Origin of the sequence: Thalassospira profundimaris WP0211, from assembly GCF_000300275.1 — a bacterium.
Classification (GTDB): domain Bacteria; phylum Pseudomonadota; class Alphaproteobacteria; order Rhodospirillales; family Thalassospiraceae; genus Thalassospira; species Thalassospira profundimaris.
Genome location: NZ_AMRN01000009.1, coordinates 169,514 through 176,065 on the forward strand (window position 1 = coordinate 169,514; position 6,552 = coordinate 176,065).

General features: G+C 53.4%; 5 protein-coding genes. All 5 read right to left on the reverse strand.

All coding sequences use genetic code 11. The annotated features are described in order from the left end of the window. Positions 1-8: 8 nt before the first annotated feature. The 5 genes from TH2_RS16830 to TH2_RS16850 all read right to left on the reverse strand — a co-directional run bounded on the left by TH2_RS16830 (position 9) and on the right by TH2_RS16850 (position 6,149). Positions 9-1,649, reverse strand: a complete 1,641-nt coding sequence (locus tag TH2_RS16830; RefSeq protein WP_008891643.1) for a flagellar hook-length control protein FliK — start codon at positions 1,647-1,649, stop codon at positions 9-11. Positions 1,650-1,910: 261 nt separating this feature from the next. Next, on the reverse strand, positions 1,911-2,411 hold the full coding sequence (gene fliS, locus TH2_RS16835) for a flagellar export chaperone FliS (protein ID WP_008891644.1): 501 nt from the start codon (positions 2,409-2,411) through the stop codon (positions 1,911-1,913). A gap of 57 nt (positions 2,412-2,468) precedes the next feature. Then, on the reverse strand, positions 2,469-4,241 hold the full coding sequence (fliD, locus tag TH2_RS16840; RefSeq protein WP_008891645.1) for a flagellar filament capping protein FliD: 1,773 nt from the start codon (positions 4,239-4,241) through the stop codon (positions 2,469-2,471). Between the two features lie 102 nt (positions 4,242-4,343). Further along, positions 4,344-4,712 (reverse strand): flagellar protein FlaG, encoded by a 369-nt coding sequence (locus TH2_RS16845; protein ID WP_008891646.1) that lies wholly within the window; start codon positions 4,710-4,712, stop codon positions 4,344-4,346. Positions 4,713-4,805: 93 nt separating this feature from the next. Continuing rightward, positions 4,806-6,149 (reverse strand): flagellin N-terminal helical domain-containing protein, encoded by a 1,344-nt coding sequence (locus TH2_RS16850; RefSeq protein ID WP_008891647.1) that lies wholly within the window; start codon positions 6,147-6,149, stop codon positions 4,806-4,808. Between the last annotated feature and the right edge of the window lie 403 nt (positions 6,150-6,552).

The window sequence follows — 6,552 nt, forward strand, 5'->3', positions numbered from 1 at the left end:
TACCTTTTCTATATCCGGATATCGACAAGGCCGTTGGGATTAATCCCGTAGCCAATGGCGACATGTTCGGCGAGTTCGGTTCCACTCATGACATCACCTTCATCCGGGCTGCTGCCCTGATCGGCGGTCATACGGGATTGGCCGTTGCCTTCCTGACTCTGGCCACCTTCATTCCTGTGTTCGAAGGTGAAGCTTTGACTGTCTGCATTCAGACCGGCGTCTTTCAGCGCTTGCTGCAAGGCACGGGAATCCTGACGTAACATGTCGAGTGTTTCGCGTGTGTCAGCCTGAATGACACCCTGGATTCGACCATCCTGACCAATTTCCATTTTGACATCGACGCGCCCAAGATGTTCAGGTCGAAGCTGAACAGAGATCTTGTCAACGCCTTCGCTGGCTGCATTGCGGACCGAAACAGCGACTTGCTGCTGAACCTGTTGCGAGTGGGCCTGACGTGCGGTGTGTGCGGTCTGACCACCCGTGTTGGTCTGATGCAGATTGTTGGCACTTCCCGGTTGGCCGTTGGCTGTTGCTGTGGCCTCAGTGCCGCCAGTTGCGGTAACCGCACTGCTGGTTGACATATTCTGCGCGGCGGTCGGGTTGTTTTGCGCGTTCGGTCCGGCTGCTGCGGCCATTGCCTGCTGTGCTGCCTGGGCAGTTTGTGCCGGGTTGGCTGCGGAAGCCTGCTGGGTGCTATTATTGGTCTGGCCGGTGGTAGCCGTGTTTGTGGTGCCGGTGGCATCGGTTTTACCTTTGCCGTCACCGGTCATTGAATCGACAACCCGCGAAAGGAACTTGTCGGAGGACATTTCATCGCCGGCCCCCGCATCCGCACCATTCAGTGCCATCTTGGCAGAGGACGCTGCAGCAGGCTGCGACAGGGCAGTTGAATTCATCAAGCCGTCTGTCGTGCTATCCGCAGTGGCGTTACCATTGGTGGCACCGGTTGCGGCCTGACCATTTGCCAGGGCTGCATTCTGGGCATTTGCTGCACCATTAGTACCAGCAGCCTTCATTTTGGCGGCTTCTGCCTTGGCCAATTCAATGGCTTCGGGGGATCCGGGAAGCGGAACGGCTTGTGTCGGCTGGTTGGGGTCGACCACGCCAGCGTCGGCCGTCAGGGGGCTGTCGCCGTCTGACTTGGTATCATCTGATTCTGCTGATGTGGTTTCGTCGGATGCGGAAGCAGTGTTTTCCCCTTCCTGAGGTGCAGCTTCGTTATCGTTTGAACGATCACCGCCATCGGCAGTTTCCATGTCCTCGCCAGCGAGATCATCTTCCGAGTTGGCTTCCACGTCGCGCGGTTCATCGGATTTAGGATCATCGATTTTGGCATGATCATCATGATCTTCGTAGTCATCATGTGATGCGCGGATGGGGTCTTCTTCGCGGCGATCTTCGGAACGCGCCTCATTGATGCTGCGTTCGTCGCGTGCGGATCTTTCGGCAGCCCTATCCGAGCGCCGATCATCGAAATTCTTCTGGGCAGATTTTGCCGCGTCGTATTTGACCTGATGACTTTGCTCAGACCAGTTGTCTGTGATTGATGCCATGACATCACCAAAGCCTGATCCCTTGCGTTCGCTAGGGTTTGTGCCGGGAATGGAGACAGTTGGCATCACGCTATTTGTAATCGCAGAGCTGTTCATGACCTTGGTCCTTATGGAAGCAGTGTCAGAACATGTGCAAGTGGCGGGCCAGTTTTGATTGTTAACGTTTTCTACATAGTTTCAGCAGGTTAGCAGTGCCTTGGCAGAAAGGGCAGATTTTGCCTTACGCGGGGTTTGGCCAATGCCGGGCAAAAATGAACCTGTGATTTAGGGGCCCGGTCAAAAGCAGGCCAAAAACAAAAAAGACCTCCGAAAATTTCGGAGGTCTTTAATCTGATGCGAGATACCTGGTGTTTGGGATCAGGCAGAAATTGACAGGCCGGTTTTCGCCGGTGCCTGTGGTTCTGTTTCTTCGCTTGCAGTTGCCGTTTCGTTGGTAAGCGCCGGGCGTGCTTGTTGCGCGGTCAAAACTGCCTGACGCAGTTCACCTTCGCTTTTCTCAGAAAGCTCGGCCCATGAATCGCGAAGTGGTGTCAGAAGCTTGATCACTTCTGCTGCGGCGTTGGGATCATTTTTTCGATCCACATCCATCAGACGGAGCATGCAGTGGGTATAGAGCCGTTCCAGATTTGCGGCGATTTCGCCGCCCTGTTCCATATCCAAAGTGTTCGAAAGATGGGCAATCAGTTCCTGTGCACTGCAGTTCGCATTGCAACGGCCCTGAATGTCATTCCGCTCAATCGCGTGTTGCGCCTCCTGCAAGCGCGACAAGGTCTTTTCAAACAGCATGAACACCATCTTTGCCGGTGTGGCTGTATTGACCTGTTGTTGCTTGTATGTATGGGCGGCGTGTTCGTTCATGCGACACTCCTTGGTATGCTAAGCGTGAGTTCAGTGTGCATGTATGGCAGACAAAAGTTAACCACTATCTTTTCCAGCGGCCATCAATTCGTCGAGAGAACTCTGAATGTTCTTCATGCGTGCAAGGGCCGATTCCATTGCAATGAACTGATCCATAAGGACTTCTCGCTGACGGGTAAGACGTTCGTCAATGCGGTCAACTTTTTCTTCGTAAGAAGTGGTCTGGACTTCCAGATCGGAGATGGCCTGGGTCAAACTACCGTCTTCTTCGTCCAGAATAGAATCCAGTTCGAAGTAGAATTGCGCACCGATCCCGATGCTGGTGGTTACAGTCGCTGTATCGGATGCATTTGCATCCCCACCGTAAAACAGGCGCAAACCGTCGGCCGTGCGGATACTGTTGCCGGATACAACGGCGTTCTTGCCGGTCGTTGTCACGCCATTGACGGTGATATCGTAGGTGACGCTGTTGATCGTACCGCCGGATGCATCAATGTTGAACTCGTAGGTTGCGGCATTGGTTTTGCCGTCAAAGCCGGTCATCGTGACGTCAGAATTGTCAGACTTCCCGCGGAACAGGAACAGTTCCATCACTTCTTGCGGTTCGTTGAGCAACGCTTCGTTCAGGGCTGCCTCGTCAAGATCGATGGTTTTGCTGAGCATCGGGTCTTCGTTCGCGCCATAGGCAACGAAATCCAGACCAATTTCTGCCAGGACCGAATAGTCGTCCTTGTCGGGTCTGTCGGTTACACCGTTCGCAAAGGAACCTGCAATCTGTTGCAGGGCAGATTCAATGCCTTTGACAGACGTATTGCCGAGCAACACCGCATCTTCCGAGGACTCGCCAGTGGTCGGATCAACGAAAGTCTTTTCGTTGATGAATGTCTGAACAGCATTATAGGCTTCGACAAAATTGAGGATTGCCGTTTTCGCCTGATTAAGGTCCTGTTCGATTTCAATCGTGATCTCGGTGCCCGGTTCAGCGTCATAGAGGCTGATGCTCAGGCCATCAATAAGATCAGAGAATTCGTTGGATCCGCGCGTAACAGTGATGCCATCAAGCGTGATGCTGGCATTGTTGCCATCATCAATAACGTTGGCAGCATTGATTGTCGTCGGGTCTGTCAGAACACCGAGGCTTTGCAAAACACTGCCGGTGTCGTCACTAAACGACATGCGATTGGCCTCGCCCTCATCGACCGAGGTCAGGATCAGTGTACTTTCGGTTTCTGAAACCTTGACGACCGAAGCCTGAATACCGGTCGTATCCTTGACGTTGTTGATCTTGTCACGGATGTCCTGAAGCGTATCACCAGCCGCGACGGTCACGCTTGAGCTGCCAGTGCCACCGGTTATCGTAAATGTGCCAGTGCCCGTAAGTCCGGTGACGTCAGCGCTTGCCGCGACAGACTGGGTGTTACTCGAAAGCTTGTGCTTGCTTGCGACTTGGTTGATTTCGAACTTGTAGCTTCCGGTCTCGGCGGCGTTTGAGGCGACAACACCGATTAAAGATCCTGCTTCGGTGGTGTTGTTCGTGGAAGCAAAAATCTGTTTGGCTTCAAAGATGTTTCGCGAGTTGTCGAAGCTGGTCGCACCATAGAGGTTCGCCATGGAGTCCTTAAGGGTACCAACAAGCGTCTGCAGCTCTTTCAGCGCAGCAATTTTCTCGTCGTTTGCTTCAATCCGCTTTTCAAGATTGTCAGCTGGAATACGACGGGCAGCAATCATCTTGTCGACAGTGTCGACGAAATCGATGTTGGAGGAGCCGCCAGACAACTGGACGCGACCGTTATCGCCAACATAGATATTATTTAAATTCAGACTGCTCATTGGTGTAGCTCCTTGGGTGCTCCCGGCTGATTTTGCCTGCTAGCGGTATGTTTTGTCAAACCGAACTGCAAGAACCGTGCCTATATGCGCCCACTCGCTGTGTTAAATTTCTTCGTCGACAAAGCTGCCGAGATACTCGCGCATCTGCGAGAACAGTTGCTGCAGTTCTTTGGACGGTAGTTCACGCAGGACTTCACCGCTGGTGCGGTCGGTAACTTTTGCCACGACGCGGCCGGTGTCCTGGTTAAAGTTCAGCTCAACCCGTGCCGTACCATCGGCAAGGTCGGGCAGATCCATACTTGCAAGTGCATCCTGCATTTTCTGCGGAACTGCAGAAGGTTTGTTTTCCGGTTTTGCTACCGGTGAAGAAACCGCACTGGTTTTGGCTGGTGCGACTTCCGGTACGCTCGCAGCAGCATGGGGGATGCCCCCGGAGCCACTCGACGCACTATAGTTTTTTACGACTTCCATTTTTCAGCTCCTTAAAGCCGCCATCCTGTAACAGCAGGATGAAACTTAAAAAAGACGATTGCCGGCAATCAGTGCCGGGGGACGAGAGTTAGGTTACTGTAACAGACGCAACAAGTTTTGCGGCATCTGGTTTGCTTGTGCCAACATTGCGACACCCGACTGAACCAGGATCTGCTTGGACGTGAAGGCAGTCATTTCGGCCGCGACGTCCAGGTCAAGCAAGGTGGAACGTGCTGATTCAGTGTTTTCCTGGGTAGACGCAAGGTTCTGACCAGCAAAGTCCAGGCGGTTCTGGTAAGTACCAACGGCCGCACGTGCGCGCTGTAAATCATCAATCGCACGGGTGACAACCTCAACCGCGCTTTGAGCGTTGCCAGCGGTGCTGATTGCATTTGCACCCAGTGACAGAAGAGAGTCCTGCGTGCCCAGTGCGCCTGCACCAAGTGTATCAGAGTCAACCGAGTTAAGTGAAATGTTCAGGCGGTCGTTTGCTGTATTGCCGGCGCCAACCTGGAACTCGATAGAGTTCTGCAATGTCTGCCCGTTATCGGCTTCCATGGTGACAGTGTTGGCGGTCGAGTCAAAGGTCGCAGCGCCGTTGTTAAAGGTGGCGTCGCTGCCGAAGTCCCGGCTACCTGCGGTGCCGCTTTCAACATAGCTGACCGTTGCCGAGAAGTTGGTGTTCACCGAGAAGGACAGGCCAAGTTCATCAAAGTTCAGCGTTGCGTTTTCGCCAGCTCCGATTGCAGTCGTACCGTCCGTTGCATAGTCGGTCACGTCAATCGACTGGACGCGGTTGTCGCCATCAACGGTGGCACTGACCGTCATGATCACCTGACCAGCAGTGCCTTCATTGATGTCGACCGTGAAGCTGTTGTCGGTTACGGTGCCGTTGGTGTCAGTCGCCCAGTAGTTGTTGTCGGTGATGGCAAAGCCATCGAAACCGGCGGCCGGAACCAGCGCCGCACCGCCGCCACCGGAAGCAAGGTCGCCAAAGTTGGCGGCAACATCACCACCATCACCCAGAAGCTGAATGCCGTTGAAGTTGGTTGAGGATGCGATGCGGTCAATTTCTTCGCGCAACTGCACGAACTCATCATTGAGGAAACCGCGTTCAGTGTCGGACAGGTTGCCAGAGGACGCCTGAACCGAAAGCGTTTTCATCCGGACCAGAATATTGTCGATCGTTGCCATGCCGCCGTCGGCAATCTGCAGCATCGAGTTGGCTTGGCCAACGTTTACGGAAGCAGTTTTAAGGGCCTCAGTCGTTGCGTTCAAACGCGCACCGATTGCCATGGAAGCTGCGTCATCACGCGCAGAAACGACGCGCGTACCTGACGAGAGCTTCGACAGCGACCGGGTCGCCATTTGATCAGAAGCCGAAAGGTTGCGGTGCGCGACGTTCGCAGCATAGTTCGAAATAATGTTAAGAGCCATAACGCATCTCCTACATGGACAGCTCTGGGCAACATCTTGTTGTCCGTTATCCGGCACATTTGCCGGAGTGTTTCCAACCCGAACATAGGGATGAAAACGGTAATACATATAGGGTGTAATATACTTTTAGGTTAGATTTGTGTCCAGTGAAAAAAGATTCCTCACTTTTCCCATTAAAAACAAATGGTTGTGTAGAGGTCAAAGCGCTAGCTGTGCCGGGTTCGTTAACGGTTCGTAAACGAATCCGACTCCAAGCCAACTGATCGGATACCGGTTGGGCAATTATCCTGATGTATAGATTTTGTGCCGATCTTTGAGCAGGTGCTATTAAGTTGAAGCACGCGCTTTGGAATTTATTCACTGCTGTTGTGATGCAAAAAAGGGCGGCCCGAAGGCCGCCCCT

Coding starts and splice junctions, on each gene's coding strand:
- TH2_RS16830 (WP_008891643.1), bottom strand. CDS start 1,649: ATGAACAGCTCTGCGATTACAAATAGCGTGATGCCAACTGTCTCCATT.
- fliS (WP_008891644.1), bottom strand. CDS start 2,411: ATGAACGAACACGCCGCCCATACATACAAGCAACAACAGGTCAATACA.
- fliD (WP_008891645.1), bottom strand. CDS start 4,241: ATGAGCAGTCTGAATTTAAATAATATCTATGTTGGCGATAACGGTCGC.
- TH2_RS16845 (WP_008891646.1), bottom strand. CDS start 4,712: ATGGAAGTCGTAAAAAACTATAGTGCGTCGAGTGGCTCCGGGGGCATC.
- TH2_RS16850 (WP_008891647.1), bottom strand. CDS start 6,149: ATGGCTCTTAACATTATTTCGAACTATGCTGCGAACGTCGCGCACCGC.